Source organism: Enterococcus phoeniculicola ATCC BAA-412 (genome assembly GCF_000407505.1).
GTDB lineage: Bacteria > Bacillota > Bacilli > Lactobacillales > Enterococcaceae > Enterococcus_K > Enterococcus_K phoeniculicola.
Map to the genome: position 1 here is coordinate 18,652 of NZ_ASWE01000004.1, position 26,740 is coordinate 45,391.

The 26,740-nt window shown below is 37.2% G+C and carries 22 protein-coding genes and 1 other annotated feature; of the genes, 17 read left to right on the forward strand and 5 right to left on the reverse strand.

The window, feature by feature from the left end; genetic code table 11:
* Positions 1-12: 12 nt before the first annotated feature.
* The 13 genes from thiI to I589_RS14205 all read left to right on the forward strand — a co-directional run bounded on the left by thiI (position 13) and on the right by I589_RS14205 (position 16,605).
* Positions 13-1,227: a tRNA uracil 4-sulfurtransferase ThiI gene (thiI, locus tag I589_RS14145; RefSeq protein ID WP_010766976.1), complete on the forward strand. Its 1,215-nt coding sequence runs from the start codon at positions 13-15 to the stop codon at positions 1,225-1,227.
* Between the two features lie 522 nt (positions 1,228-1,749).
* The gene (locus tag I589_RS14150; protein WP_010766977.1) at positions 1,750-2,397 is read left to right on the forward strand and encodes a redox-sensing transcriptional repressor Rex; all 648 of its coding nucleotides are present in this window, start codon (positions 1,750-1,752) and stop codon (positions 2,395-2,397) included.
* 235 nt (positions 2,398-2,632) lie between these two features.
* Positions 2,633-3,124: a thiol peroxidase gene (gene tpx, locus I589_RS14155; RefSeq protein WP_010766978.1), complete on the forward strand. Its 492-nt coding sequence runs from the start codon at positions 2,633-2,635 to the stop codon at positions 3,122-3,124.
* Positions 3,125-3,163: 39 nt separating this feature from the next.
* Positions 3,164-3,376 (forward strand) — a binding site (T-box leader).
* A 52-nt stretch (positions 3,377-3,428) separates the two neighbouring features.
* The gene (locus tag I589_RS14160; protein ID WP_010766979.1) at positions 3,429-6,074 is read left to right on the forward strand and encodes a valine--tRNA ligase; all 2,646 of its coding nucleotides are present in this window, start codon (positions 3,429-3,431) and stop codon (positions 6,072-6,074) included.
* 608 nt (positions 6,075-6,682) lie between these two features.
* The gene (locus I589_RS14165) at positions 6,683-9,022 is read left to right on the forward strand and encodes a helix-turn-helix domain-containing protein (RefSeq protein ID WP_010766980.1); all 2,340 of its coding nucleotides are present in this window, start codon (positions 6,683-6,685) and stop codon (positions 9,020-9,022) included.
* A 173-nt stretch (positions 9,023-9,195) separates the two neighbouring features.
* On the forward strand, positions 9,196-10,395 hold the full coding sequence (locus tag I589_RS14170; protein WP_010766981.1) for an MFS transporter: 1,200 nt from the start codon (positions 9,196-9,198) through the stop codon (positions 10,393-10,395).
* Positions 10,392-11,054, forward strand: a complete 663-nt coding sequence (gene sdaAB / locus I589_RS14175; protein ID WP_051100874.1) for an L-serine ammonia-lyase, iron-sulfur-dependent subunit beta — start codon at positions 10,392-10,394, stop codon at positions 11,052-11,054. The genes I589_RS14170 and sdaAB overlap by 4 nt, the downstream gene beginning before the upstream one ends.
* A gap of 21 nt (positions 11,055-11,075) precedes the next feature.
* Complete coding sequence (gene sdaAA / locus I589_RS14180) at positions 11,076-11,951, forward strand: L-serine ammonia-lyase, iron-sulfur-dependent, subunit alpha (protein ID WP_010766983.1); 876 nt, start codon at positions 11,076-11,078, stop codon at positions 11,949-11,951.
* A 27-nt stretch (positions 11,952-11,978) separates the two neighbouring features.
* Entirely contained in the window at positions 11,979-13,409 is a 1,431-nt protein-coding gene (locus I589_RS14185; protein WP_010766984.1) for an amidohydrolase, read from the forward strand.
* Positions 13,410-13,541: 132 nt separating this feature from the next.
* On the forward strand, positions 13,542-14,852 hold the full coding sequence (locus tag I589_RS14190; protein WP_010766985.1) for a bifunctional folylpolyglutamate synthase/dihydrofolate synthase: 1,311 nt from the start codon (positions 13,542-13,544) through the stop codon (positions 14,850-14,852).
* Entirely contained in the window at positions 14,845-15,507 is a 663-nt protein-coding gene (locus I589_RS14195; protein WP_010766986.1) for an HAD family hydrolase, read from the forward strand. Before I589_RS14190 ends, I589_RS14195 begins: the two co-directional genes overlap by 8 nt.
* Positions 15,508-15,558: 51 nt before the next feature.
* On the forward strand, positions 15,559-16,254 hold the full coding sequence (radC, locus tag I589_RS14200) for a RadC family protein (protein ID WP_010766987.1): 696 nt from the start codon (positions 15,559-15,561) through the stop codon (positions 16,252-16,254).
* Positions 16,255-16,404: 150 nt separating this feature from the next.
* Positions 16,405-16,605, forward strand: a complete 201-nt coding sequence (locus I589_RS14205; RefSeq protein ID WP_010766988.1) for a cold-shock protein — start codon at positions 16,405-16,407, stop codon at positions 16,603-16,605.
* A 66-nt stretch (positions 16,606-16,671) separates the two neighbouring features.
* Here I589_RS14205 and I589_RS14210 read toward each other — a convergent pair whose 3' ends face one another.
* Positions 16,672-17,217 (reverse strand): TetR/AcrR family transcriptional regulator, encoded by a 546-nt coding sequence (locus I589_RS14210; RefSeq protein ID WP_010766989.1) that lies wholly within the window; start codon positions 17,215-17,217, stop codon positions 16,672-16,674.
* 232 nt (positions 17,218-17,449) lie between these two features.
* Between I589_RS14210 and I589_RS14215 the strand changes: the two genes are divergently transcribed.
* A complete protein-coding gene (locus I589_RS14215) occupies positions 17,450-18,964 on the forward strand; it encodes a helix-turn-helix domain-containing protein (RefSeq protein ID WP_010766990.1) in 1,515 nt (504 codons plus the stop codon).
* A 57-nt stretch (positions 18,965-19,021) separates the two neighbouring features.
* Here I589_RS14215 and I589_RS14220 read toward each other — a convergent pair whose 3' ends face one another.
* The 3 genes from I589_RS14220 to I589_RS14230 form a co-directional block, all read right to left on the reverse strand.
* A complete protein-coding gene (locus tag I589_RS14220) occupies positions 19,022-19,234 on the reverse strand; it encodes a hypothetical protein (protein ID WP_010766991.1) in 213 nt (70 codons plus the stop codon).
* A 245-nt stretch (positions 19,235-19,479) separates the two neighbouring features.
* Positions 19,480-21,156 (reverse strand): ribonuclease J1, encoded by a 1,677-nt coding sequence (gene rnjA, locus I589_RS14225; protein WP_010766992.1) that lies wholly within the window; start codon positions 21,154-21,156, stop codon positions 19,480-19,482.
* Between the two features lies 1 nt (position 21,157).
* Positions 21,158-21,370, reverse strand: a complete 213-nt coding sequence (locus I589_RS14230) for a DNA-directed RNA polymerase subunit epsilon (RefSeq protein ID WP_010766993.1) — start codon at positions 21,368-21,370, stop codon at positions 21,158-21,160.
* Between the two features lie 475 nt (positions 21,371-21,845).
* On the opposite strand from I589_RS14230, the gene I589_RS14235 reads away from it, so the two are divergent.
* The 3 genes from I589_RS14235 (at position 21,846) to I589_RS14245 (ending at position 25,933) form a co-directional block, all read left to right on the forward strand.
* Positions 21,846-23,576, forward strand: a complete 1,731-nt coding sequence (locus I589_RS14235; RefSeq protein WP_010766994.1) for an ABC transporter ATP-binding protein — start codon at positions 21,846-21,848, stop codon at positions 23,574-23,576.
* On the forward strand, positions 23,573-25,339 hold the full coding sequence (locus tag I589_RS14240) for an ABC transporter ATP-binding protein (RefSeq protein ID WP_010766995.1): 1,767 nt from the start codon (positions 23,573-23,575) through the stop codon (positions 25,337-25,339). Before I589_RS14235 ends, I589_RS14240 begins: the two co-directional genes overlap by 4 nt.
* A gap of 105 nt (positions 25,340-25,444) precedes the next feature.
* A complete protein-coding gene (locus I589_RS14245) occupies positions 25,445-25,933 on the forward strand; it encodes a gamma carbonic anhydrase family protein (protein WP_010766996.1) in 489 nt (162 codons plus the stop codon).
* Between the two features lie 103 nt (positions 25,934-26,036).
* Here the strand turns inward: I589_RS14245 and clpP are convergent, their stop codons facing one another.
* Positions 26,037-26,630, reverse strand: a complete 594-nt coding sequence (gene clpP, locus I589_RS14250; RefSeq protein ID WP_010766997.1) for an ATP-dependent Clp endopeptidase proteolytic subunit ClpP — start codon at positions 26,628-26,630, stop codon at positions 26,037-26,039.
* Between the last annotated feature and the right edge of the window lie 110 nt (positions 26,631-26,740).

Sequence of the window (26,740 nt, forward strand, 5' to 3'; positions counted from 1 at the left end):
GGAGCGTATGGCGTGAAGTATACAGAAATTATGGTTCGTTATGGCGAACTTTCAACTAAAGGAAAAAACCGTAAAACATTTATTATGCAGCTTGCTCAAAACACACGTCGCGCATTGTCTGAATTTCCAGCTGTTCGGATTCATGCCGATCGTGACCGTATGCATTTGATCCTAAATGGAGAAGACAGTCAGTTAATTATTCCAAAACTTGAAAAAATCTTTGGGATACAAAATTTCTCTCCCAGCGTTCAAGTGGAGAAAAATGTGGAAGTATTGAAGCAATCAGTTCAAGAGATTATGAAGGAGATTTATACAGGAAAAGAAACCTTCAAGATTAATGCCAAACGCAGCGATCATCAATTTGAGCTAGACAGCAATGAACTAAATCAAGTACTTGGAAATGCTGTTTTTGACGTGTTTCCTGAAATTAAAGCACAGATGAAAAAGCCCGATATTCTCTTACGCGTAGAGATTCGTCAGGATGGTGCCTATCTTTCTTATGAGACACTAAAGGGTGCGATGGGCTTACCTGTTGGAACAAGCGGAAAAGGAATGCTTATGTTGTCTGGAGGGATTGATTCACCAGTTGCAGGTTATTTGGCAATGAAGCGTGGGGTGGAGATTGAAGCGGTCCATTTTGCGAGTCCCCCTTACACGAGCGAACAAGCGCTTCAAAAAGCGAAGGACTTGACTGCTAAACTAGCTCCTTATGTTGGAAGTATCCAATTTATAGAAGTCCCATTTACTGAGATTCAAGAAGAAATAAAAAAATCACTTCCACAGGGATACTGGATGACAGTAACTCGTCGAATGATGTTACGACTGACTGATGCAATTCGTGCGCAACGTAAGGGCTTAGTGATTATTAATGGAGAGTCATTAGGGCAAGTTGCCTCCCAAACACTACACAGTATGGTGGCGATTAATGAGGTTACCGCAACGCCTATTATTCGGCCGGTCGTTACTATGGACAAGCTGGAGATTATTGAATTAGCCGAAAAAATTGATACCTTCGAGTTATCTGTACAGCCTTTTGAGGACTGCTGCACGATTTTTGCTCCACCACAGCCTAAAACACGACCTCGAGTGGATAAAGTAGAAGAGTACGAAAAACGATTGGATATTGATGGAATGATTGCTCGCTCATTAGCTGGGATAAACATTTCTCAAATTGACTCTTCTACTCCAAAAGAAACACTTGAAGAAGAATTTTCAGATTTATTATAAGAAGAATAAAGGAAGGCAGAAGTGTTCAGCTCCGAGAATCATTGTGAGCAATCGAAAGTAAAATTTCGTGATTTGTAGCATCAAGCAGGTGTAGTGTTGTAATTTTAGTTTCTTTCCGAAACTTTTAACTTTCTATCTTGCCTTATACGTAGAAGATGAGTTGTTTCTGCCTGCAACCATTATTAAGACGGAGATCTAGCATATGACTATTCCAGTTATGTGCTAGACTCTTTTTTTATTTTTTAAGGAAACGTTTTATTTTGTGAAGCTTTTCCGCTGAAATTTTTTTGACAATCAGTGAGTCAAATAATTGATATTTAATTTTAATTTTTGAGCAAAAAAAGCTTAGCAGTCATCATTTATTACACCATCCCTAGTTTTTTCTTCTTTTGTTTAGATGAGAGTTTATTTCTTTATAAAAAAAGAATTAGTAAAACAATGTAAAAAATTCACAATCTCTTGCGAATCATCAAGTTCCATGATAGAATCAATATGTGAATTCTGTAACAAAGGAGGGGTTAAATGATTGACGAAAAAAAGTGCAAGGAGCTTCCTAAAGCCACTGCCAAACGGTTACCTTTATATTTACGCTATTTAAAAATTCTTGGAGGATCTGGCGTATCAAGAATAAAATCAAAAGAATTTAGTGAAGTGACACAAGTTCCTTCCGCAACCATTCGTCGTGATTTTTCTCACTTAGGAGAGCTTGGTCGAAGCGGTTATGGCTATGATGTTCCTTATTTAATTGAAGTATTTAATAGCATTTTAAATACACAAGAAGAAAAAAGAATCGCTTTGGTTGGTTATGGAAATTTAGGGAGAGCATTAGTAAATAATAATTTTAGACGAAATGATAATTTAAAAATTGTCTGTGTGTTTGACAATAATCCGGAGCTTATCGGTAAAACTTTTGATGGTTTTGAGATTCATTCAATGGATGAATTTGAAAGAGTCAGCAAAGAACAAGAAGTCGCGGTGGCGATTACGACAGTTCCTAGCCAATACTCACAAAGTGCAGTAGATGTGATTGTTCAAAGCGGAATCACTGCAATTTTAAATTTTGCTCCTGATCGTGTGGTTGTGCCAAAAGAAGTTCACGTACAATATATCGATTTAACGACTGAACTGCAGACATTGATTTATTTTGATGAAAATTTAATCAAAAGCTAAAGCAGCGAAGTTTGTATAGGCTCATGGGTAAAAAATGTAAAATGATAATTATTAGAAAGAAGGTGAGGTCGGGACAGACGTGGTTCGCATAAGGAGCCAGTAATGTTCTGACCTTGTTTTTTTTCAGGTATAAAAGTCCGCTTCTTTGTTTTAGCTAAAAGTGAAGGTTGGCTAAGCAGTTTTCTTTTAAGAATAGCTGTTTTCAACTATACTCAAAGAGAAGGGACGTGATTTTTTGAAAATTACTAGAAAAGGAATTTCGATGGATGTTCCAGGGAAACAGCCAATGGTAGGAGAAAAAGCACCTGATTTTTCATTGGTGAATATAAAAAAACAAATTGTCCATCTATCTGATTTGCTGGGCAAACCTGTATTGATTAGTGTTGTGCCAGATATTGATACGCGAGTTTGTTCAATTCAAACCAAGCGATTTAATCAAGAGGCAGCAAAAGAGACGGACATTCATTTTGTTACTATTTCCAATAATACTAGAGAAGAACAAGCTAACTGGTGTGCTGCAGAGGGTGTCGATATGTTGATGCTCCATGATCCAGATTCTATTTTTGGTCAGGCTTATGGGTTATTTGTTCCTGAAACTGGTCGTTTTGTCCGCTCAATTTTTGTATTGGATGCAAAAGGAACCATTGTTTATGAAGAGTTAGTGGAAGAACAGACAAATGAACCTGACTATCAAAAAGCCTTGGAAGAAGCCAAAGCACTCATTTAAAACTAGAATTGACTTTAAAAATACTTCGTTGTAAAATAAGTCAAGACGAAGAACAAGAGGAGTAGCTAAATACTCATTTTTTAGAGAGAAAATCAGCAGGTGAAAGATTTTCAAATGAATTTAGTGAAGGTAGCTTGGGAGTCTTTGACTTGAAGAAGTAGTAGAGTCAAACGAGTCGTGATCGTTATCACACGCATGAAGTGGCAGGTAATCCTGCAATTTAGGTGGTACCGCGTAAACTACGTCCTAAAATACGAAAGTATTTTAGGACTTTTTTTGTATCTAAAATTAAGGAGGAAAAAAGATGACCGAAGAGAACAATTTATCAACAAAATACAACCCTCAAGAAGTCGAAGCTGGTCGTTACGAAAAATGGCTGGAAAAAGATTTATTTAAACCAAATGGAGATAAAAAAGCTGAGCCTTATTCTATTGTTATTCCACCGCCTAACGTAACGGGAAAACTGCATTTAGGACATGCGTGGGATACAACATTGCAAGACATGATTATTCGCCAAAAACGGATGCAGGGGTTTGATACATTATGGTTACCGGGAATGGACCATGCAGGAATTGCGACTCAGGCAAAAGTGGAAGAAAAATTAAGAGAGCAAGGAATTTCTCGTTACGATTTAGGAAGAGAAAAATTTGTGGATCAGGTTTGGGAATGGAAAGAAGAATACGCCAGTCATATTCGTGAGCAGTGGTCAAAGTTAGGCTTATCTTTAGACTATGGCCGTGAACGCTTTACTTTAGATGATGGTCTTTCTGAAGCTGTTCGTACTGTTTTTGTAAAACTCTACGAAAAAGACCTTATTTATCGTGGAGAGTATATTATTAACTGGGACCCAAAAGCGCGTACAGCATTATCTGATATTGAAGTTATCCATAAAGATATTGAAGGGGCTTTTTACCATATGACGTATCCGCTAGCCGATGGTTCTGGTGTTCTTGAAATTGCGACTACACGACCTGAAACTATGTTGGGAGATACTGCCGTCGCGGTTCACCCAGAGGACGAGCGTTATCAATCCTACATTGGTAAAACAGTTATTTTACCGTTAGTTGATAAAGAAATCCCAATCATTGCCGATGAATACGTTGATATGGAATTTGGAACAGGGGTGGTAAAAATTACGCCAGCCCATGACCCAAATGACTTTGAGGTAGGTAACCGTCACGATCTTCCTCGCGTAAATGTGATGAATGAAGACGGTACGATGAATGATTTAGCTGGAAACTATAAGGGAATGGACCGTTTTGCGGCTCGTAAACTGATTGTTTCTGATCTGAAGGAAATCGGACGTCTTGAAAAAATCGAAACAATGGTTCACAGTGTAGGTCATTCTGAGCGAACAGGTGTAGTTGTTGAGCCACGTTTGTCTACTCAATGGTTCGTGAAGATGGCACCTCTTGCAAAAGAAGCAATGGCAAATCAAGAAACAGAGAATGCGGTTGAATTTTTCCCTCCACGTTTTGATCAAACATTTATTCGCTGGATGGATAATGTTCATGACTGGGTAATCTCTCGACAATTATGGTGGGGACATCAGATTCCTGCATGGTATCATAATGAAACCGGGGAAATGTATGTAGGAATGGAAGCTCCAGAGGATGTGGAAAACTGGACACAGGATGCTGACGTACTTGATACATGGTTCAGTTCAGCACTATGGCCGTTTTCAACAATGGGCTGGCCAGATGAGTCAAATGAAGACTTTAAACGCTATTTCCCAACTAGTACATTAGTTACCGGTTATGATATTATCTTTTTCTGGGTAAGTCGTATGATTTTCCAAAGTCTGGAATTTACTGGAAAACGTCCTTTTAAAAATGTGCTAATGCATGGTCTGATTCGTGCAGAAGACGGACGTAAGATGAGTAAATCTCTAGGAAATGGGATTGACCCAATGGAAGTCATCGAAAAATATGGAGCGGATGCCTTAAGATGGTTCTTGTCAAATGGCTCAGCACCTGGACAAGATATGCGTTTTAGTTATGAACGTATGGATGCTTCATGGAACTTCATCAATAAAATCTGGAATGCCTCTCGATTTGTTTTGATGAATGTTGAGACAATGACTGTTGATCAAATTGATTTGTCAGGTGAAAAAACAGTAGCTGACCGTTGGATTTTGACCCGCTTAAATGAAACAGTTGAAAAAGTGACTGAATTATTTGATCGCTTTGAATTTGGAGAAGCTGGTCGTCAGTTGTATAACTTCATTTGGGATGATTTCTGTGATTGGTACATTGAAATGAGTAAGGAAGTTCTTTACGGAGAAAATGAAGCATCAAAACAAACAACACGCAGCATTTTAGTTTATACGCTAGATCAAATTTTACGCTTGTTGCATCCTATCATGCCTTTTGTTACAGAGGAAATTTGGAGCAAGCTACCACATGAAGGAGAATCTTTAGTTGTTGCAGACTATCCGGTGGTTCACCCTGAATTTAACGACAAACAAGCTGCAAATGGAATGGAAGTACTTAAAGAGCTAATCCGTGCGGTACGTAATATTCGTTCAGAAGTGAATACCCCTTTATCTAAACCAATTACGCTGCTGATTAAGACAAATGATGAAGCAGTGGATAAATTCTTGGTAGAAAATACAAGCTACATTGAACGTTTCTGTAACCCAGAAGAGCTAGTGATAGCCGCTCAGCTAACTGCGCCAGATTTAGCAATGTCAGCTGTATTAACAGGGGCAGAAATTTATCTTCCACTAGCAGGTTTAATTAATATTGAAGAAGAAATTGTTCGTCTTGAAAAAGAATTAGACAAGTGGGATAAAGAAGTGAAACGCGTGCAGGGCAAACTTTCTAATGAAAGATTTGTTGCTAACGCGCCAGAAGAAGTGGTTGCGACAGAAAAAGAAAAAGAAAAAGACTATCTTGAAAAGCAAGCAGCTGTAAAAGAAAGAATCCAAAGTTTACGTACAATCAGCTAGTCGAATGAAACAGGAAATGATACAAAGTCTAAGAAACGAAGCTCTATAGATAATTAAGTTTTATTCGCTCTTTTTCTGAAAGAATGTAGTATTTCTGTTATTTATATTCGTAGATGAACAGAATAATTGATTCAGTCTGAGAACTGAAGTGACCGCCAAAAGTTGTGCATGTAGCCTGCAGCTTTTGGCGGTCTTTTTTATGAACCATTAGGAAGCCGCAGGGAAAGTAAAGGGGGGAGTCTTTTTAAGGTCATTTAAAAGGAGAACATCGCTGAAATTTCTTGATAGGTTTTGTATGCAGGTATATTCGTATCAATTGTTTGCGAAAGAGAGAATACAAATATGTTATTCAACAACAAGATAAGTGAATGTATGTGCGAAATGAACTGTATTTTATGTAGATAACGAGTGTCTATTTGCTGCATTAAATAGCTGTTTTCAATGACGATTGCCACTTATTCACTAGAAATCAGACAGAGTATTTTGAAAGAGTTAGATGTGAAGGAAGTCCCAATTTTTTTAAGCTCTCTTTTTAAGGTGCCTTGTTTGAAAAGAGAGATAATGCTATATTTTGTGTACAAGATTTATATTGAAAGGAGTGATGATTAATGGGAACGCAGCTTCCTTTTACTCTTTCGTTAGTGAAAGCAACCTATATACCAAAACAAACGAATGATAGCCTGAACGTTTTTTTCGTTTTAAATGGATCGATTGAGTTAGAGGTCTCTAATCATGTACAAACGCTTTTTGCCGACGATCTTTATGTGGTTAATCCAATGGAAAGTTATCAGATTTCTTCTAAAGAAAAAAATTTATATTTGTATTTGCGTATTTCAAAGAAACAATTAGAACAGCAATTTTTAGGACCTTGTCTTCCTTTATATGATAGTCTGTTGCTAACAAATGCTGAAAAACAAGAAGAAGTCGGAAAGCTGAGGAAGCTTTTAACCCATTTGATGGCAGCCTATTTTAAAAAAGAAAATCGTTTGGAAATAGAAGTATATCAGTATTTATTCAGTTTTTTGACGCAAATGACCAAAAAATTTAAAAAAGAATCACCTATTCTTTTGACGATGAACACCAATGAAATCGACCCTCGTATTTCTCAGATTCTTGAGACGATTCAATCCGAGTATGAACAGGCACTGACACTAGATGACTTTGCAGAAAAGCATGGAATCTCTTACCATTATTTATCTAGATTATTTAAAGAGCACGTAGGAATGACCTATACCGAATACCTTAATCAGACGCGATTGCTTCATGCAGCCGAAGAGTTACTTTTGACAGATTTGCCCATAATAAAAGTTGCTTTAAATAATGGTTTTTCTAGTGGAAAGAATTTTCATCAGTTGTTCAAGAAACATTATCAAGTGACACCAAGTAGTTATAGAAAAGAACATTCGCTTATCTCAGACTATTCCTTAGGTACATCACGAATGGCCGATTTTGAGGAAGTGAGCAGACCACTGGCTTTACAAGAACTATCCAAGTATTTGGTAGAAAAAGAACTTGAAGATGAGAATGTTGCTGTGGATGAATCACTTTGTCTAGATGTAAAAACGATGTCTTATAAAGAAAGAGTCACGGGAAAGAAAATAATTAAAATTGGTCCCGCGTTTGAAGGGCTGGATAGCGCAGTTCAAGCAGAGCTTCGAATTGTTCAAGAAGAACTTCGTTTTGACTACATATTATTTGAAGGATTTTGTCCGGAAACAAATTTTGAAAAAGAAATGCATATGATTTCAGAATATCTGTTAAATAATCGATTGTTTGATTTTTTTGTGCGTATTCACTTAACACCCATGATTCAACTTTGTTTAGATGAACAGCTTGAAACAAATGATCAGGTGAAAAATTGGTGTGACCGGCAGCTTCAACTAATTCGTCATTTTATAAATCGTTATGGATACAGTGAAGTAGGAAAATGGTACTTTCAATGGAAGTTGCCAAGAAACATTGAACAGAAAAAGGTGGTCAATCATTATGGCTATACTTATTTTTTTAAGCAAGCAAAAATTCTCTTGCCAGAAATACATGTTGGCATTTTAGCAATGCAAACATTAAGCGAAGAGGAATTTGAGGAATATCAACTCTTTTTATCTGAGCAGGAACAGGTACGTGCTCTGCCGGATTTTATTAATTTTCACGCAGATCCATACAAATCATCAGAGATTCGAGCCGAACATGCGATTCATTTTAAAGAATACCAGCAGGCAATTTTATGTAGAATTACAACAACTGTTGAACAAATTCAACAACAACCTCTCCATTCTACTTGGCAGCCAGAAGTATTTTTGACGGATTGGAACACTCTGGTTGGTGAAGGAAACACATTAGCCGGTACTTTCTTTCGGTCTGCATTAATTCTTGAGTCAATTATTGAACTTTCTGAGAAAGTCTCAGGGATTGCTTATTGGTTGAATATTAAAGTAAAAGAACGCAAAACATTGCGTAGGGAAGATAGCAGTTTATCGGTATTTTTATATGGGGAGTTACGGCGTCCTTTGTTTTTTTCCTTAAAATTTCTGAGTCATTTAAAGAAGCGACAGCTTGCTCAAGGAGAAGGATATTTATTAACGAATGAACAGGGTAGCTATCAACTGTTAGTCTATAATTCAAGCTATTTGGATCCGGATTACTCGGTAGACACCGTTCAGGTAAAGTATCAAACAAAAAAACTGAAGATTGCTTTAGACCATTTACCAAAAGGAGACTATCTAGTAAGGCATTACGTGCTTGATAAAGATCATGGTGGAATCTATAACGATTGGATTCGTGTAGGGGGCGAACAGGAAATTGATTCAGAACTACAAAGCTATTTAGAGAAAAAAATAGTCCCAAAATTTGAGTTAACCAAGGAAAAAATTAGTAAGGATACCTATCACTTTGAAACCACATTGACATTGAATGCCTGTCAGCTGTATTTGTTTCAACCAATCTATTAATTCAAGAAAAGAGCAAAAAAAGACATCCTTTATTTGCTCTTTTCTTTTTTTATTTTTTCAAAAATAGAATATTTGGAAAAAATATCATAAATATAGCAGTTAATTTATTAAGAAGATAGCCTATAATTCTTATAGAAAACGTTTTCTTAATAAAAGTTAGCTGGAGGTAAAAAATGGACGTAAACATTGAAAAAACAGGTGCTAAAAAAAATAGCGTAGGATTAGTATTCGCATTGATGGCTGGTTACTCTATGGTTTACATGGATAAGAGCATGATATCAACTGCTGTCTTGCCAATCACACAAGAATTTCATTTAGATGCGGGACAAACAGGTTTTATTATGTCATTTTTCTTTTTAGGATATTCATTAATGCAAATTCCAGGTGGCTGGTTAGCCGATAAAATTGGTGCAAAAAAAGTATTAATGCTATCACTAGCAATCATTTCAGTCTTTTCATTTGCATTTGGTGCAGTAAGCAGTCTAATGCTATTTATTGCCATTCGATTTTTTGCAGGAATAGGACACGGAGGTTATCCACCAAGTTGTTCAAAATCAATTTCCGATAATTTTCCTCAAGAACGACGAACATTTATTCAGTCATTAATACTCTCAACATCTGGAATTGGTGGAATTTTAGCATTTACGCTTGGAACCAATCTAATTAATGCTAATTGGCGCTTTGGCTACTTAGCTTTAGGAACGTTATTTGCAGTTGCTTGTATCCTTGTAGGAATTTTTGTTCCTAGTCAGCCAGTGGACAAACAGAAGAAACAAGAAAATCCAATCCGATTCAGTCAAATAATTACCAACAGAAATGTTTTAGTATTATTTGTCGCAATGCTGCTATTAAACTTTTTACTTTATGGGAATATGTCTTGGCTGCCTAGCTTCTTAGCTCAAAAGTTTTCTTTAGATATTAAAACAATTGGGTACTTGCTCGCTGTAAATGCTATTTTCCAAACAGCAGCAACTATGTTTTCTGGGGTTCTGTTATCAAAAGTATTTTTGGGGAAAGAACGCAAATTTATTATTAGTGCCACGATTATTTCTGCAGGACTTGTTGCAGGATTTGTGCTGTCTAATCAACTTATTTTATCTATGGCTTGTTTAATTTTATTAAGTATGGTTTCAGTAGGCGCCTTTACTGCAATTTTTACTTGGCCTCATAAAATTATGGATTCATCAATTATCGGTTCCTCTATTGGAATCATTAATACAGGAGGAACATTAGGCGGATTTTTAGCTCCAATGATTTTAGGTCAGTTAATTAAAGCCGCTGGGGGTTCCTTTACCTTAGCTTTTGGGTTTATGGCTGTAGCAAGTATTTGCTGCGGATTAGTTGTTTTAGGAGTGAAAAAAGAAGACAAATGATTGAGAAAAAAATGAGGTATAAAAGTGCATTTGATATTATCGGTCCGATTATGGTGGGTCCCTCTAGTTCACATACAGCAGGTGCCGTTAGAATTGGGAAAATGGCCAGAGAGCTATTTAGATGCCTGCCGGAAAAACTAGTTGTAACCTTTTATGGTTCATTTGCTGAAACCTACAAGGGACATGGGACAGCAGTGGCAATCGTTGCAGGCGTTTTATCCTTTGATACAAACGATGAACGAATTCCGGATGCTATTGAAATTGCTGAAAAATTAGGTGTGACTATTGAATTTTTGATTAGCAAGAAACAGACAGAACATGCAAATACAGTAAATTTAGAATTAAAAACGCAAAAGGATGTATTGAATTTAACGGCTGTCTCTATTGGAGGAGGAAGTATCCAATTGACTGAATTAAATCATCAACCAACGTTTACCGAATCAGCTAGCGGTCACGGGTTGGTTGTTTCTACAAATGAACCTAAATTAGCTGAAGCGCAAATAAACACAGCGTTAGAAAGGCCAATATTTGTCCGCATACAAGACTTGCATAATGAATCAGTTATTTTTATTGAAACGGTAAGTGAAATCACTCAAAATCTATTAGAAAAAATAAAAAACATGTCAAGTATTACAACAGTTTTTTCTACAACAGGATGACAAGAAGGACGGGGAAGAAGATTGTTTCGATCAATTAAAGAACTAGTCAAAAGTGCAGAGGAAAAAAACTGTCGCATTTCAGAAATAATGATTCAACAAGAGATAGAAGTCTCAACTCGTTCCTATGAAGAAATCATCAGTCAAATGGATTTAAACCTTCAAACAATGGAACAAGCAGTTGAAAAAGGAGTAAATGGTGTTCGTTCACGCTCAGGACTAACTGGATATGATGCGAAAAAAATTCAAGCCTATATGGATCATCAATCGGTTTTAACCGATCAGACATTTGTTCAGGCGCTTTGCTATTCCATTGCAACAAATGAGGTGAATGCTGCGATGGGAATGATCTGTGCAACTCCTACAGCGGGTTCTGCAGGGGTTGTCCCTGGCGTATTACTTGCTTTTAGTAAAAAGTTTGAGGCAAGCAGAAAGCAAATGATTGAGTGCTTGTTTACTGCTGCGGCATTTGGCTTTGTTGTTGCTAATAATGCATGTATTTCGGGTGCTGAAGGAGGATGCCAGGCGGAAATAGGCTCGGCTTCCGCGATGGCAGCAGCATGTCTTGTAGAATTAGCAGAGGGAACGCCTAAACAAGCTGCTCATGCATTTGCCATTGCGTTAAGTAACAGCATTGGATTAGCTTGTGATCCAGTCGCGGGGTTAGTAGAAATTCCATGTATTAAAAGAAACGCAGGAGGAACTGCAAATGCTATTGCTGCAGCTGAGTTAGCATTAGCCAATGTGGAAAGTGAAATTCCTGCAGATGAAGTCATAGAAGCTATGTATCGAGTAGGACGCAATATGCCTGCAGATATTCGGGAAACAGGGATTGGCGGACTTGCTGGAACGGAGACGGGAAAGCGAATAATGAAAGAATTATTTGGTGTAGAAAGATAATGGACAAAAAAGATGGGAGAGAAGAAAATGAATGCAAAAGACCAAATTTCAGCAATCATAGAATCAAAAAAAGAAGAATTGTTTGAAGCTGCGGACAGTATCTGGGGGACTCCGGAAACTCGGTTTGCAACAGAAAAATCTGTACAGCATTACTATAGAATTCTCGAAAAAGAAGGATTTCAAATTGAAAAAGGAGTAGCAAATATGGATCATGCATTTGTTGCTACTTATGGAAATGGGCACCCAGTCATTGGAATATTAGCCGAATATGATGCATTAGATAATTTAAGCCAAGTAGCTGATTTAGGCGAACAAAAGGCGGAAATATCTGGAGGAAATGGTCATGGATGTGGACATAATTTACTCGGCACGGGGGCATTAGCAGGAGCTATAGGAATTAAGGAGTTCATGGAAAAAAATAATGTGTCAGGAACAATTCAGCTATTTGGCTGTCCGGCAGAAGAGAGCGGGTATGGAAAAGCGTTCATGGCTAGAGACGGAGTGTTTGATAAGGTTGATGTTGCGTTATCATGGCACCCTATGGATACGAGTATGGCATGGGGAATGAGTAGTCTAGCTGTTTATCAAATTTACTACAATTTTAAAGGGATTTCCGCCCATGCAGCAGCGTCACCAGAGATGGGGAGAAGTGCACTGGATGCAGCTGAATTAATGAATATAGGTGTTCAGTACTTAAGAGAACATATTATTGATGAAGGTCGGGTTCATTATGCATTTATTGATGCAGGTGGAAAATCTGCAAATGTTGTGCAGCCAACGGCAAGTTTATACTATTTTATTCGTGCGCCAAAAATCGAACAGGCTGAAGAAATATATAAACGTGTGAACAAGATTGCTGAGGGGGCGGCTTTAATGACAGAAACTGAATTAGAGATTGTTTTTGATTCCGCCTGTGCTAATTATCTGCCTAATCAAGTAGTTACAACGGCAATGTACGAAAATTTAAAAGAGTTTGGAAATCTTGGACTTACACCGAGTGATCAAGAATATAGCCAAAGATACTATGACAGTTTAACTGAAGAAACAAAAGCGGGTCTTCTTTCAAGAGCAAAACAAACAAACCCAACGGCAAGTGAAGAAGAAATTCAACGATTAGGCACTTTACCGGTTCAAGAAAAAGTGGGGCCATTATTCTTTTCAGAGAAAACTTCGGGGTCTACAGATGTTGGAGATGTAAGCTGGGTATGTCCAACTGCACAGGTAACAGTTGCTTGTGAACCACAAGGAACACCTCCACATTCTTGGCAGTGGGTTGCTAATGGAAAATCATCCGTTGCTCATAAGGGATTACTAGCTGCAGGAAGAGTCATTGCAACTACGGCTTATGATTTACTTATGAATCCGGATTTAGTAGAAAAAGCAAAGGCTGAGCATGTAAAAGCTGTTGATGGGCAGAAATACCAATCAGCAATTCCAAGCGATGTATTACCAAAATAAACGTCCTAAAAAATAAGAAAAGAGTCTAATTATAGAAACAACAAAGTTGAGGGAAATCTATTTCAACTTTGTTGTTTTTTTGACATTATTATTTTCAAAGTTTGCTATAATGTCAGAGAAGGAGTGGATACGATGACAATTGAAGAAGCAATTGAATGGATTCACAGTCGTCTGCCATTTGGCTCTCGACCTGGCTTAGAACGTGTAAATGCATTACTTGATCGGGTAAATCATCCAGAAAAAAAGGTACCTACGATTCATATTGCTGGAACAAACGGAAAAGGTTCCACCGTGACAGATTTACGCTGTCTGCTTGAAGAAGTGGGCGTAACGGTTGGGACGTTTACTTCGCCATATATTGAACGATTTAATGAGCGAATCGCAATTAATGGACAGCCGATTTCGGATAATCAGTTCATTAAGTATGCGCAAAAATATAAGACGCTGGTTGAAGAAATGGATCGTGAGGATGCAGTATCAGGCATTACAGAGTTTGAAACATTGACAGCGATGGCATTTGACTTTTTTCTTCAGGAAAAAATAGATGTTGCCATTATTGAAGTGGGACTAGGCGGCTTAATGGACAGCACGAATGTAGCCGTCCCAATGTTAACGGCGATTACAACCATTGGCCTAGATCACACAGATATTTTGGGGGACACAATCGAAAAGATTGCTTTTCAAAAGGCAGGCATTATTAAACAGGGTGTCCCTGTAGTTACGGGAAACATTCAAGAAGAAGCATTGACTGTTATTTTAGAAGAAGCCAAAAAGAAAGAGGCTGTTGTTCATAGATTTGAAAAAGACTATCGAGTAGAGTACCTGCATCCTGATGAAACGTGGGGAGAGGTTTTTACATTTTATAATGAAGCAGGACGGCTTCAAAAATTGAAGACCAGCTTACTTGGAAGACATCAAGTAGAAAATGCAGGAGTAGCTATTGAACTGTTTTATCAGTACTGTCAGCTTAAAGGACTGCCATTTCATCAAAAAGAAGTAGCAGAAGGGCTGTCTAATGCTCGCTGGCCTGGACGTATGGAACGAGTAAGTGAAGAGCCTTTGATTATTTTAGACGGTGCACACAATGACCACGCAGTGCGTCGATTAGTTCAGACGATGAAAAAAGAATTTAAAGAATATGAGATTCACATTCTTTTTTCAGCTTTGACGACAAAGAATGTAGAAGAAATGCTGCAATTACTGAAAAAAATTCCGAATGCCCATATTTATTTAACAACTTTTGATTATCCAAGAGCCATTGATTTGAAGAAAGTTGCCAATTTAGCTGATGATCAAGTAACGATTGTCTCCTTATGGCAATTTGGCATGGCAGAGATACTGGAAAAAATGAATAGTGAGACTCTCTTATTAGTGACAGGCTCACTTTATTTTGTTTCTGAAGTACGAGAATTTTTATTAACCTTAGGAGGAAGCGATGACTAGAGTAAGTGGTATAATTTTTGATATGGATGGATTGATTTTTGATACGGAGATGATTTATTATCAAGCTTCTCAAGAAATTGCTGATGCAATGGGGATGCCTTATAGCAAAGAAAGCTACATTCAATTCATTGGAATATCTGATGAAGAGCTAAAAGAGAGTTATCACGAATTTTTTTCAGCTTTTGGTAAAGAAAAGGTTCAAACATTTATCGATAATTCTTATGAGGAAGCGCTACGCTTATTTTCAGAAGGAAAAGCCAAACTTAAGCCTGGGGTCAAAGAGCTGGTTGACTACTTGGAAGAGCAGAAGATTCCACGAGTAGTTGCATCGAGCAATAATCGTCCAACGATTGAAATGCTTTTAAACCAAGTTGGATTAAAAGAAAAATTCACAACGATTGTTTCAGCGGAGGATGTAACAAGAGCAAAACCAGATCCAGAGATTTTTCAGATTGCTTGTGAGAAATTAGAAACAAAAAAAGAAGAGACGCTTATACTAGAAGACTCTAAGAATGGGGTGTTGGCAGCAGCGGCTGCCGAAATACCAGTGATTATGGTCCCTGATTTAGTTCCGCCAACCCCTGAATTAGAAGAAAAATCTATTCAAGTAGTGGACTCTCTGTTTGACGTAATTTCTTATTTAAAAAATAAATGATCCTTTTACTTCTTTGCGTAGCTAACTTATGAAACGCAAAGGAGTTTTTATATGGAAGAAAAGCTATTATTAAGAGAAGTACCTCCTAGTTCATTGCCCCGAGAGCGGTTGATAATGCAAGGGGAGAAGTCGCTTTCAGATCAAGAGCTGTTAGCAATCTGTTTACGAACCGGGCAGCATCCGATACATGTAATGGCTCTTGCTGCTGCAGTGTTAGAACGTTTTGGCAATCTCTATACGTTGAAAAGTGCAACGATGGAAGAATTGACAGAGATTAAAGGAATTGGCAAAGTACGAGCCATTGAAATTCGAGCACTTATTGAGTTGGGAAGTCGAATACAAAGGGCGACGCAGCCTAAAGTTGGCAAAGTGCGAGCAAGTTTTGATCTTGCACAACAATTAATTAATGAGCTGAAGGATTATCAGCAAGAACACTTTCTCTGTTTTTATCTAAACACAAAAAATGAGATCATTCAAAAAATTACGTTGTTTGTTGGGTCATTAAATCAGTCAATTGCTCATCCAAGGGAAGTCTTTCATGGAGCGGTAAGGTATCATGCGGCAAGTATACTTATTGCGCACAATCATCCATCAGGTGATGCGACCCCTTCTCATCAAGATATATTATTTACCCAACGGTTAAGTCAATGTGGGGAGCTCATGGGAATTGAGTTGTTAGACCATATTATTACCGGGCAGAATACGTATACAAGTCTAAGAGAAGAAGGAATACTAAAGAAAAAATAAGAGGTATATCTTGCAAAACATAAAATTCAACGGTACAATACTAAGTGTAATCTTGTTTGGCAATAGAAGTTGTAACACCTGTCACACCTCTATCGGACTCGAGCAATGTTACAATTAATTAAGTGCTTTAGCACGAGGAGGATATTTATTATGGAACATGGTACAGTTAAATGGTTTAACGCTGAAAAAGGATTTGGCTTCATCTCTCGTGAAGACGGAAGCGACGTATTCGTTCACTTTTCAGCAATCCAAGGAGACGGTTTTAAAACATTAGAAGAAGGACAAGCAGTTACTTTTGATGTTGAAGATTCAGATCGTGGTCCTCAAGCTGTAAACGTAGAAAAAAACTAATTGATTACGTACAAAAGTCCCTGCAAGGATTCTTGCGGGGACTTTTTTTATGTAAGTATCGATTAGTTAGACAGCTATTTTTTGTATGTATAATTTGCTTAACTCATCTAATGTGCTATGTAAATCTTCTTCTTCGGTGACTGTATGTGCACGTTGTGCGGCTTTGCCTAATGTATAGAACCAGAAAAGATCAAATAGCTGATCTAGCTGCTCTGAAGAAATCGTTTGATAAGCAGGGAGGCTAATGACTAAATGATTAAAATGAACATTGATCAATTCCTTCATTAATGGCTTGCAAGTCTCATCTACTAAGAAGAAACGCTCAAACTCATCTGGATGTTTATCTGCATATTGACAAAGTACTTCTGAAAACGATGATAAATCATGTCGTTCTTTATCAGACAAGAATTGTTCGACGGTCTGAATAATATACTCACTAGTGGCTGCTTTAAAAGTTGTCAGATTATCAAACTCTCGATAAATTGGTTGAGTAGAACAAGAGATGACTTTTGCAACTTTGCGTGCATGAAAATGTTTGAAACCTTCATCAACAACTAATTGGTAAGCACCTTCTAAAAGCTGTTCACGAAATATCTTTTTTGTACGAACCATTTTTATAAACTCCTTTATATTTAATAACCAAAAGTTGCATTTGATTTATTCTTAGAGAATACCATAAGAATTTGATAATAAATCATCAAGAATCGGCAAGTATGTTCCCAATTTATAAGAAAAGTCTGATAGAATAGTAAAATAGGGATAAGAAATTTTTTTATTCTTAAATATTCAGATGGTTATTTTATGTAATCTTGTTATTTATTTTTGTGAAAATGAGGTGTAAAAATTGATAAAAAAACTATTGAAGCAAAGTACAGGAAAAAAACTAGAGCTTTTTCGCTATATCATCATCCAAAAACCTGTAGCAATCAAAGAATTAATGGATGTATTTCAGCTTTCTAGAACAACGATTAAAAGAATGCTTCAAGAAGTGTCGAATGACTTAGAAAGCTTGAACATTGAAGGAGAAATTATTCAATATGCTGATTTTTCCTATTCTTTTATCAATCAGTCTGAGGATCTTTCTGGTATCTACCATCAATTAACACTTTACTACTGTCAACAAAGTACAATCTTTCAATTGTTAAAACTGAATTATCTCGAAACTGACTTAACGGTACCAATCTGTTGTCAAAAAATGAACATATCAGAAGCCTATTGTTATAAAGTGATAAATGAAACGAATAGTTTCTTAAAAGATTTCCATGTAAAAATTGCGACGCAACAAAAAGTACTAGTATTTTCTGGTGAGGAAGCCTCTATTCGATTATTGGGGTACTATTTGTTTAGTCATACATATCTTGGTGTAAAGTGGCCGTTTACACACATTCAAGAACAACAAATTGCACAACAGCTGACAGTCAGTTACCGTAATTTTTTAGAAAAAAAATCTTTCTCAGAAAAACAAACATTTTATTATTGGCATGCAGTAAATTCGTTACGTGCTTCTCAAGGACATATGATTGAAGAACTTGATGAGACAAATCAAGAAATTTTGAGATTGTTAACGAAAGACTACCATATTTTTAAACCAAAACAATTATATTTTTCTGGAGTAAGTCCAGAGAACTATCAAAAAGAATTATATTTCTGTAGTTTTATTGCACAGATGCAGTTATCTAAAGTTTCTGAGCTTTCTCCACAGCTAAGAAAGATAGGGGAGCAAATTTGTCAGTTAACATTCCCTGTAGTTTCTTTTTTTAAACAATTTATGAGCGAATTTAGTGAATATTTTATGCTAGATATGTCAGAAAATGAACGTTCTTTATTGATGTATCAATTGATTTTTCCGTATATTCGAGATCAATATTTTTTGTATGGGAAAGACAAATTCGTGGATGTGGTTTATCATTATGCGGTATTAACATATGAAAAAACACCGCAGCGTTTAGCCGTCGAGGATTTCTTAATCTATTTTCTTGGAGAAGAGATAGCAAAGCCGTATGAATCTTTTCTTACTAATAACAAATGGTTTATTGCAGATATTTTATATGCAACAACTGTTCGGCTTGAAAAAAAACAAATAAAAATTTATATTCATAATTCTTTAAAGGGTATGTCGGGAGAGTCACTGATTCGCTATCGGCTGGAAAATTTATTTAATCCCAAAACGATAAAAATTGTTAGTCAGATAGAAGAGGCAGATTTAATTATTTCTGATGCGGTAGAAGAAGAGCGCAATCCAGAGTCAAAGGTATTTTTTTTGGAAGACTTAAACAATCGGCATCAATGGGAGAATTTATTTGATACGATTTTAGCAATGTTGGAAAAACGAGTGGATATTCAGCTGCCAAAAAAATAAGGCGTCGATAGAAAAAGCGCTTCAGATGAAGAGAAATTTTCCTCTTCGTCTGAAGCGTTACTTTTCTTCTAGTAGTCGATTGAGTTCTTCCAGTAGTGGACGAGTGTATTTTTCCCGAAGAAAAGCTTCATATTCTTTTGCCTGTGTTTTTGTATCAAATTTTCGCTTGATTTTCATTGTTTTCGTTTTTGCTTTTACTTTTGTACCTTTTCGCTTGACGATTTTATCAACAACCTCTGACACTAGTTGTTCCTTCTTTTTTTGTTTCATTTTAGTCCTCTCCTTTATATTCGGCGTAGATGGTGAAGATGGAACTTATTTTCAATAAAAGAAGAAGGCGGGACATAACTAATTAAGTTATATCCCACCCTCGTAAAAGATTAATAAACGGTGGGAACAGAAGTGACTCATCTTCCCTGCGTTTTTGCTCTCAACAATTTCTACGCATGAAACATGCTAGAGTTGAAGGCTTCGAAAATAAGCTGAATACTTCTGTCCGAATCTCTTTGTATGAATTACTTATCTGGTGTCATAATCATAGGTAAAATCATTGGATGACGTTCTGTTTTTTCAAATAAGAAGGGCTGTAATGCACCAGTCATTGCGTCACGCAATTTTGCTTCTGTACAATCAGGAGCATTTAATACTTCACGTAATGCGTGGAACAAAATACGCTGTCCTTCGCTAATCATCTCACCTGATTCACGCATGTAGACAAACCCTCTCGAGAGAATATCAGGTCCAGCAAGGACTTCCTTTTTACTGATATCAACAGTAGCAACTGCAAGAACAAGACCTTCTTCAGAAAGAATTCTTCTGTCGCGTAAAACCACATTTCCAATATCACCAACGCCGTTTCCGTCAACATACACATCGCTTGCGTTAAAATGTCCGGCTACGTGTGCTTCATCTGCTGTTAAGGCTAAGACGTCGCCATTTTCTAAGATAAAACAATTTTCAGCGGGAACACCTGTATCTTGAGCGAGAGATGTATGAATTTTTAACATACGAAACTCTCCGTGAACAGGCATAAAGTATTTTGGTTTCATTAAACGAAGCATCAATTTTTGTTCCTCTTGTCCACCATGTCCAGAAGTATGGATATTGTTGATTTTTCCATGAATGACTTCAGCGCCAGCTTCAGACAGAAGATTAATCAGATGATTGACACTTGTTGTGTTTCCTGGAATCGGAGAACTTGAAAAAATCACGGTATCATCTGGCTGAATTTGGATTTGACGATGGGTGCCATTCGCAATTCGGCTAAGGGCTGCCATAGGCTCACCTTGAGAACCGGTACAAAGAATCATCGTTTCATTTGCAGGCAGGCGATTAATCTCATGGGCATCAACAAATGTGCCATCGGGAACATTGATATATCCTAAGCGTTGCCCGTTAACGATAGCATTTTCCATACTGCGTCCAAATACAGCAATTTTTCGTCCTGTTGCCACAGCGGCATCCGCTGCTTGTTGAAGACGAAAGATGTTTGAGGCGAAGCTTGCAAAGATGACCCGTCCTTCAATTTTTTCAAAAATTCGTTGAATAGAGGCGCCAATTGTTTTTTCTGATTTTGTGAATGTCGGAATTTCAGCATTTGTACTATCTGAAAGTAGACAAAGCACTCCTTCTTCACCAATTCGTGCCATCTTGTGCAGGTTTGCAGGCTCGCCGACTGGTGTGAAATCAAATTTGAAGTCACCGGTAGCGACAATATTTCCAGAAGGTGTTTTGACAACAACCCCTAAAGCATCAGGGATACTGTGTGTTGTTCTGAAAAAGCTCACAGCTGTTTTTCGGAAACGAATCACAGTATCTTCATTAATTTCGTGCATTTCAGCATCTCTTAGCAGTCCGTGCTCATCCAATTTGTTGGTAATTAGCGCAAGTGCTAAAGGTCCTGCATAGATAGGGATGTTCGCCTGACGTAGTAGGTAAGGAACGCCGCCAATATGATCTTCGTGACCATGTGTAATAACTAGTGCTTTAATTTTTTGAATGTTTTGGACAATATAACTGTAATCTGGAATCACATAGTCAATTCCCAATAGGTCATCTTCAGGAAATTTAATTCCCGCATCAATCAAGATGATTTCATCTTGGAACTGTACCCCGTATGTGTTTTTCCCAATTTCGCCCAAGCCACCAATTGCAAAGACACCCGTTTCATTATTTTTTATGAAGGGTTTCATTTTAAAACTCCGTTAATGTGAATTCAGCATTTTCTTGTTCGTATTCAAGGTGGCTACCTTCTAATAGTTGCACGAATTCAATATTATATGGGGTATTGTCTTCGACTAGTTGACGTGCAGTGACGTCTGAGTCTGCTTCAATGTATAGAGAGTGTGTTTGTTCTCTCTTTGGATTGCGTTCTTTTGTTTCTTGGTAATAAACTTTATAAATCATATAGTTCGTCTCCTTTATCTGCTTTTTGCAGTAATCTAACTTAGTTGACCTTCTTTTGCACAGCAAAAAACGGGGGGCATAGCCGCCACCTAAAGTTTACTCTGTATGCTTCTTAGATACGTCTTTGTAATCCAAGAAGAGAAAGCCTCGACATTGCTTTCTGGTAATCGTAATACTTTTCACCGGACATTTTGTATGCAAGATACAACAATTATAGATAGTTTATCATAGAATAATTCATAAGTATAGAAACTAGAGTGATGGATTTAAAAGAATTTAAAAAAATGAAAGAAAAAGTGAAAAAAAAAGAACTGAAGATTGTTATTTAAATGATTATTAAATAGTAATAAAAGTAAATAAGGAGAGAATTGCTCATTTTTTTCGTTAAAATGCTGTTTTTTCAAATGAGGGTGTTTTATTAAAAAAATGGGTGTGCTATATTGAAAGTAATCGATAAAAGAAGGGAGCTGATTAATTGAAATTAATGTGGCGTTACACGATGCGATATAAGAAGTTGCTGATTCTTGATTTTATCTGTGTATTCGGTTTTATTTTGATTGAATTAGGATTGCCAACAATTTTGGCAAAAATGATCGATTTAGGCATAGGAGAAAAAGATTTTGACTATGTAAAACAGCAAGGAATTCTGATGATTGTGATTACAGCAATTGGGATTATTATGAATATCTTGTTAGGATTCTTTTCCGCGCGTATTACGACAAATATTGTTGCTGATATCCGCGATGACTTGTTTGAAAAAGTTCAGACATATTCTCATACAGAGTATGAAACAATTGGTGTCTCTTCATTGATAACAAGAACGACAAATGACGCATATCAAATTATGTTATTTATGCAAAATATCCTGCGCACAGGATTTATGACACCCATGATGTTTATTGTTAGTTTATACATGGTTATGCGAACGAGTGTAAGTCTCGGATGGTACGTATTAGGGGCTTTGCCAATATTGCTTCTGGCAGTGGTAGCTATTGCAAGAGTTTCTGAGCCATTATCAAATAGACAACAGAAAAATCTTGATGGCATCAATGGCATTCTACGTGAGAATCTTTCGGGATTACGGGTTATTCGTGCTTTTGTAAATGAAAAATTTGAAGAAAAACGTTTTGAAAAAGTAAATGAAGACTATGCAGATAGCTCAAAACGATTATTTCGATTAATGGCCGTTGCACAGCCGGGCTTCTTCTTTTTATTCAATATTGTCATGGTTTTAATTATTTGGAGCGGGTCTGTACAAATTGAAGCAGGAAGTCTTCAGGTGGGGGATTTGATTGCGTTTATTGAATATATTTTCCACGCTTTGTTCTCATTCATGCTCTTTGCCAGCATCTTTATGATGTATCCACGAGCAGCAGTCTCTGCAAGACGTATTCAAGAAGCGTTAGATGCAGCGCCTTCTATCGTAGAAGATGAATCAGGTATTACAGAAACAAAAACAAAAGGCTATATTGAATTCAAAAATGTGACATTTGCTTATCCAGGGCATGCAGAAAGTCCAGTGATTCGAAATGTAAGCTTCACAGCGAGTCCTGGAGAAACGGTCGCGTTTATTGGGAGTACTGGGAGTGGGAAATCTACTTTAATTCAGTTGATTCCTCGATTCTATGATGTAAGTGACGGGCAGATTTTAATTGATGGTGAAGACGTTCGCAAGTACAGATTAAGTGCCTTGCGACAAAAAATTGGGTTTATTCCTCAAAAAGCATTATTATTTACTGGAACAATTGCAGAAAATCTGCGCTACGGGAAAGAAGATGCGACACAAGAGGAAATGGAGCGTGCAGCAGACATTGCACAGGCTTCTGAATTTATTTCACAAAAATCTGATGGCTATGACGAGCATTTATCTGAGGGCGGTTCAAACTTTTCAGGTGGACAAAAGCAACGTCTGGCTATTGCACGTGCCATCATCAGGAATCCGGAAATTTATATCTTTGATGATAGCTTCTCTGCTCTTGATTATCGAACAGATGCTAATTTGCGTGCTCGGTTGAAGAAGGAAACAACAGAGTCTACAGTATTAATCGTTGCTCAACGTGTTGGAACTATTATGCACGCAGATAAGATTATCGTATTAAACGAAGGTAATGTTGTCGGTATGGGCACGCATAAAGAACTACTTGGGAATTGTCCAATTTACTATGATATTGCGGCTTCTCAATTGTCAGAGGAGGAATTGTCATGAAAAAAACATTCTCTTCATTAATGCGATTGGGGCAGTATATTAAGCCCTATAGAGTTTCTTTTATTTTGGTTATATTTTTTACGGTGTTGACAGTAGCATTTAATGCAGCGTTACCGTATGTTACAGGATTGCCAACAACGGAAATTTCTAAAAATGTGTTAAATCACGAATCAATCAATTTTGATTACATTATTATGTGTCTGATTTGGATTACGATTGTAGGTGTCGGCTATTCAGCTGCTCAGCTGTTATCAGGAGTTTTAATGGCGAATGTTGTTCAAAGTGCCATGAAAGACTTACGTCGAGACATTGAAGAAAAAATCAATCGGTTGCCTGTTTCTTACTTTGATAAAAATCAGCAAGGAAATATCTTGTCTAGGGTAACGAATGACGTTGATGCAGTGAGTGGGGCGATGCAACAGGCATTTATCGGTGTAGTGAATGCAATTTTGGGCATCGTGATGGCTGTTGCCATGATGTTTTATATCAACTCACTAATGGCTGTTATTTCACTCATTATGATTCCGTTATCTATTTTCATTTCTAAGAAGATTGTTCAAATATCACAAAAGTACTTCCAAGGAATGCAGAATTCTTTAGGCGAATTGAATGGTTATGTTCAAGAAAACATGACAGGTTTCAGTGTGCTAAAGGTATATGGACGTGAAAAGCAAACACTGGATGGGTTTAAAAACGTTAATCACAAACTGAATCACTTTGGCTTTCGTGCCGCATTTATCTCTGGATTAATGATGCCGTTAGTTCAATTAACCGCTTATGCAACATACATTGGAATGGCTGTCATGGGAAGTTTTTATGTGATTTCTGGTGTTATTTTGGTAGGCCAGCTGCAAGCCTTTATTCAATATATTTGGCAGGTTAGTCAACCTATGGGGAACATCACTCAGCTATCTTCTGTTTTACAAAGTGCATCTGCGGCAACGACTCGTGTGTTTGAAATATTAGATGAACCAGAAGAAGTGCCAAATGAAGTGACAGTAGCTCTTCCAGAATCGATAGAAGGTCATGTGAAATTTGACCATGTATCGTTTGCTTATGACCCAAGCAAACCGCTGATTCGTGACTTAAACTTTGAGGTGAAAGCGGGACAAACGGTTGCTATTGTTGGTCCAACTGGTGCTGGGAAGACGACATTAATCAATCTGCTGATGCGTTTTTATGATGTGAATGAAGGAGCCATTCGGGTTGATGGAATCGACACAAAAACACTTGACCGAAGTGAGGTACGTTCAATCTTTGGGATGGTTCTGCAAGATGCATGGCTGTATGAAGGAACAATTGCGGATAATATTCGCTTTGGTCATTTAGAAGCGACAGATTATGAAGTGGTGGATGCTGCAAAAACAGCAAATGTTGATCATTTTATCCGGACAATGCCGGGTGGCTATGATATGGAAATTAACTCTGAAGGAGATAATATTTCTTTAGGACAAAAACAACTGTTGACTATCGCGCGAGCGGTGATTTCAAATCCAAAAATTCTTATTCTTGATGAAGCAACAAGCTCTGTTGACACGAGACTTGAGGCATTAATTCAAAAAGCAATGGATCGTGTAATGGAGGGCAGGACAAGTTTTGTTATTGCCCATCGTCTATCAACGATTCGTGATGCGGATTTAATTCTTGTGATGAACCAAGGAGAAATCATTGAAAAAGGAACACATGATAGCTTGTTAGCACAAGGCGGATTCTATGAGAAACTTTATAATAGTCAGTTTGCTGAAGACGGCGATTATGAATAGAATAGAGAAATAAAAGTAAATCGACAGAGGACGGGTGTCCCTCTGTCGGTTTTTTTTGCTATACTTACCTTATAGTGTAAGGTGAAACAGATAGGAGAGAACAAAATGAATCGATTTATTGCAGATAGCGCAGATGTATATGGAGATGTTCAGCTGGGGGAAGAGTCTAGCGTTTGGTTTCAAGCTGTATTACGTGGGGATGCGGAAAAAATTGTTGTAGGCAAAAGAACGAATATTCAAGATGGAACAATTGTTCACGTTGATCATGGAGCACCAACTATTATTGGTGATGATGTCACAGTTGGTCATCAATGTATGATTCATGGGTGTGAAATTAAGGATGGTGCGCTAATTGGTATGGGATCAACTATACTAAATCGTGCAGTTATTGGAGAAAATACATTAATCGGGGCTGGTTCTTTGGTAACGGAAGGGAAAATCATTCCTCCTAATGTGTTAGCTTTTGGACGGCCAGCCAAAGTGATTCGACCGTTGACAGAAGAAGAAATCAAGCAGAATCAAGAAAATATTCGCCATTATGTAGAAAAAGGCAATCAATTTAAACAAGGAAAATATAAACGAATTGTCGAGTAAAAATCTTCGTGAAGCAAGAACTCTGTATGAACGAGGAGTAAGCTTTCATTTTACTTCATAAATAAAAGAGGCGGTCCAGAATCGGACCGCTTCTTTTAGTGTATTAATTTAATGATGCGCTGTTTTCCATTACTTGGTCAATTAAGCCGTATTCTTTTGCTTGTTCAGCTGTCATGAAGTTATCACGATCGGTATCTTTTTCGATGACTTCAAGTGGTTGACCTGTACGTTCCGATAAAATTTTGTTTAGACGGTCACGTGTTTGTAAAATATGACGTGCAGCAATTTCAATTTCAGTTGCTTGTCCTTGTGCGCCTCCTAATGGTTGGTGAATCATGATTTCAGCATTTGGCAAAGCAAAACGTTTGCCTTTTTTACCAGCTGTCAACAAGAAGCTACCCATTGAAGCAGCCATCCCCATAACGATTGTTTGAACGTCAGCTTTCACAAAGTTCATTGTATCGTAGATAGCCATCCCAGCAGTTACACTACCACCAGGTGAGTTAATGTATAAATAGATGTCTTTTTCAGAATCTTGAGCATCTAGGAAAAGTAATTGTGCAATGATAGAATTTGCTAAATCGTCTGTTACTTGACCGCTCAGCATAATGATACGATCCTTTAATAAACGAGAATAGATATCATAAGCTCTTTCTCCTCTAGATGATTGTTCGATGACTGTAGGAATTAAATTCATAGTATTGTTCCTCCTTAAATTCTTTCAGGAATAGTTTAACATAGATTTTCAATATCTAAAAAGAAGTATACACATAAGGTCAATAAAGGTCAAATAGAAAGTTTTCATTC

What these genes read in the sequence shown, in the direction of transcription:
- I589_RS14150 (WP_010766977.1), top strand. Translation starts at nt 1,750, where the DNA reads ATGATTGACGAAAAAAAGTGCAAGGAGCTTCCTAAAGCCACTGCCAAA.
- I589_RS14160 (WP_010766979.1), top strand. Translation starts at nt 3,429, where the DNA reads ATGACCGAAGAGAACAATTTATCAACAAAATACAACCCTCAAGAAGTC.
- I589_RS14165 (WP_010766980.1), top strand. Translation starts at nt 6,683, where the DNA reads ATGGGAACGCAGCTTCCTTTTACTCTTTCGTTAGTGAAAGCAACCTAT.
- I589_RS14170 (WP_010766981.1), top strand. Translation starts at nt 9,196, where the DNA reads ATGGACGTAAACATTGAAAAAACAGGTGCTAAAAAAAATAGCGTAGGA.
- sdaAB (WP_051100874.1), top strand. Translation starts at nt 10,392, where the DNA reads ATGATTGAGAAAAAAATGAGGTATAAAAGTGCATTTGATATTATCGGT.
- I589_RS14185 (WP_010766984.1), top strand. Translation starts at nt 11,979, where the DNA reads ATGAATGCAAAAGACCAAATTTCAGCAATCATAGAATCAAAAAAAGAA.
- I589_RS14190 (WP_010766985.1), top strand. Translation starts at nt 13,542, where the DNA reads ATGACAATTGAAGAAGCAATTGAATGGATTCACAGTCGTCTGCCATTT.
- I589_RS14195 (WP_010766986.1), top strand. Translation starts at nt 14,845, where the DNA reads ATGACTAGAGTAAGTGGTATAATTTTTGATATGGATGGATTGATTTTT.
- radC (WP_010766987.1), top strand. Translation starts at nt 15,559, where the DNA reads ATGGAAGAAAAGCTATTATTAAGAGAAGTACCTCCTAGTTCATTGCCC.
- I589_RS14205 (WP_010766988.1), top strand. Translation starts at nt 16,405, where the DNA reads ATGGAACATGGTACAGTTAAATGGTTTAACGCTGAAAAAGGATTTGGC.
- I589_RS14210 (WP_010766989.1), bottom strand. Translation starts at nt 17,217, where the DNA reads ATGGTTCGTACAAAAAAGATATTTCGTGAACAGCTTTTAGAAGGTGCT.
- I589_RS14220 (WP_010766991.1), bottom strand. Translation starts at nt 19,234, where the DNA reads ATGAAACAAAAAAAGAAGGAACAACTAGTGTCAGAGGTTGTTGATAAA.
- rnjA (WP_010766992.1), bottom strand. Translation starts at nt 21,156, where the DNA reads ATGAAACCCTTCATAAAAAATAATGAAACGGGTGTCTTTGCAATTGGT.
- I589_RS14230 (WP_010766993.1), bottom strand. Translation starts at nt 21,370, where the DNA reads ATGATTTATAAAGTTTATTACCAAGAAACAAAAGAACGCAATCCAAAG.
- I589_RS14240 (WP_010766995.1), top strand. Translation starts at nt 23,573, where the DNA reads ATGAAAAAAACATTCTCTTCATTAATGCGATTGGGGCAGTATATTAAG.
- I589_RS14245 (WP_010766996.1), top strand. Translation starts at nt 25,445, where the DNA reads ATGAATCGATTTATTGCAGATAGCGCAGATGTATATGGAGATGTTCAG.
- clpP (WP_010766997.1), bottom strand. Translation starts at nt 26,630, where the DNA reads ATGAATTTAATTCCTACAGTCATCGAACAATCATCTAGAGGAGAAAGA.